Origin of the sequence: Modestobacter sp. NPDC049651, assembly GCF_040659695.1 — a bacterium.
Classification (GTDB): domain Bacteria; phylum Actinomycetota; class Actinomycetes; order Mycobacteriales; family Geodermatophilaceae; genus Modestobacter.
Window position 1 is genome coordinate 1 of the sequence record NZ_JBFAOG010000035.1, and the last position, 1014, is coordinate 1014.

1 pseudogene is annotated in these 1014 nt (G+C 77.8%); it reads left to right on the top strand.

The annotated features are described in order from the left end of the window. A pseudogene (locus AB0J00_RS21900) lies at window positions 1-1006 on the top strand (glycosyl transferase); the annotation flags it as partial. Window positions 1007-1014: the final 8 nt, after the last annotated feature.

Genomic DNA, 1014 nt, shown 5'->3' on the forward strand with positions numbered 1-1014 from the left:
CACCGACACCCGCCGGGCGGCGCTGCTGACCTGGGGCACCTGGCTGCTGATCACCGGCCTGACGTTCAGCCTGATGGCCGGCATCTTCCACGCCTACTACACCGTGGCCCTGGCCCCGGCGGTCGCGGCGCTGGTCGGCACCGGGGGCGGGCTGCTGTGGCAGCGCCGCGGCACCTGGTGGGCCCGGATCGTGCTGGCGCTGACCCTGCTGGGCGCGGCGTTGTGGTCGTTCGTGCTGCTCGGCCGCTCGGCGGACTTCCTGCCCTGGCTGCGCTGGCCGGTGCTCGCCGGCGGGCTGCTGGCCGCGGCCGGGCTGCTCGCCGCGCACGTCGCCCGCCGGGCGCTGGTGACCGCGGTGCTGGCGGTGGCGGTGCTCGCCGGGCTGGGCGGCCCGGCCGCCTACGCGGTGCAGACCGCCGGGACGGCGCACACCGGCTCGATCCCCTCGGCCGGTCCGGCGGTGGCCGGCGGCGCGGGCTCCGGCCCGGGCGGCGGCCGCGGTGGCTTCCCCGGTGGGCAGCCCGGGGCGGCGGCCGGGACGCGGGGCGGGTTCCCGGGTGGGACCACCGGCCAGGCACCGACCGGTCAGCCCCCGACCGGGCAGGCGCCCACCGGCGGCCGCGGGGGCATGGGCGGCGGCACGGGCGGGCTGCTGAACGGCAGCGACCCCAGCGACGAGGTCGTCGCCGCGCTCGAGGAGGACGCCGGCTCGTTCACCTGGGTCGCCGCGGCGGTCGGGTCGAACAACGCATCGGGCTACCAGTTGGCCACCGGCGACCCGGTGATGCCGATCGGCGGCTTCAACGGCACCGACCCCTCGCCGACGCTCGCGCAGTTCCAGCAGTCCGTGGCCGACGGCGCGGTGCACTGGTTCATCGGCGGCGGCACCGGGATGGGCGGCGGCAGCGGGTCGTCGTCCGAGATCGCCTCGTGGGTGGCGGAGAACTTCACCGCGCAGACCGTCGGCGGGGTCACGATGTACGACCTCACCCAGCCGGCCGGCTGACCCGTTCC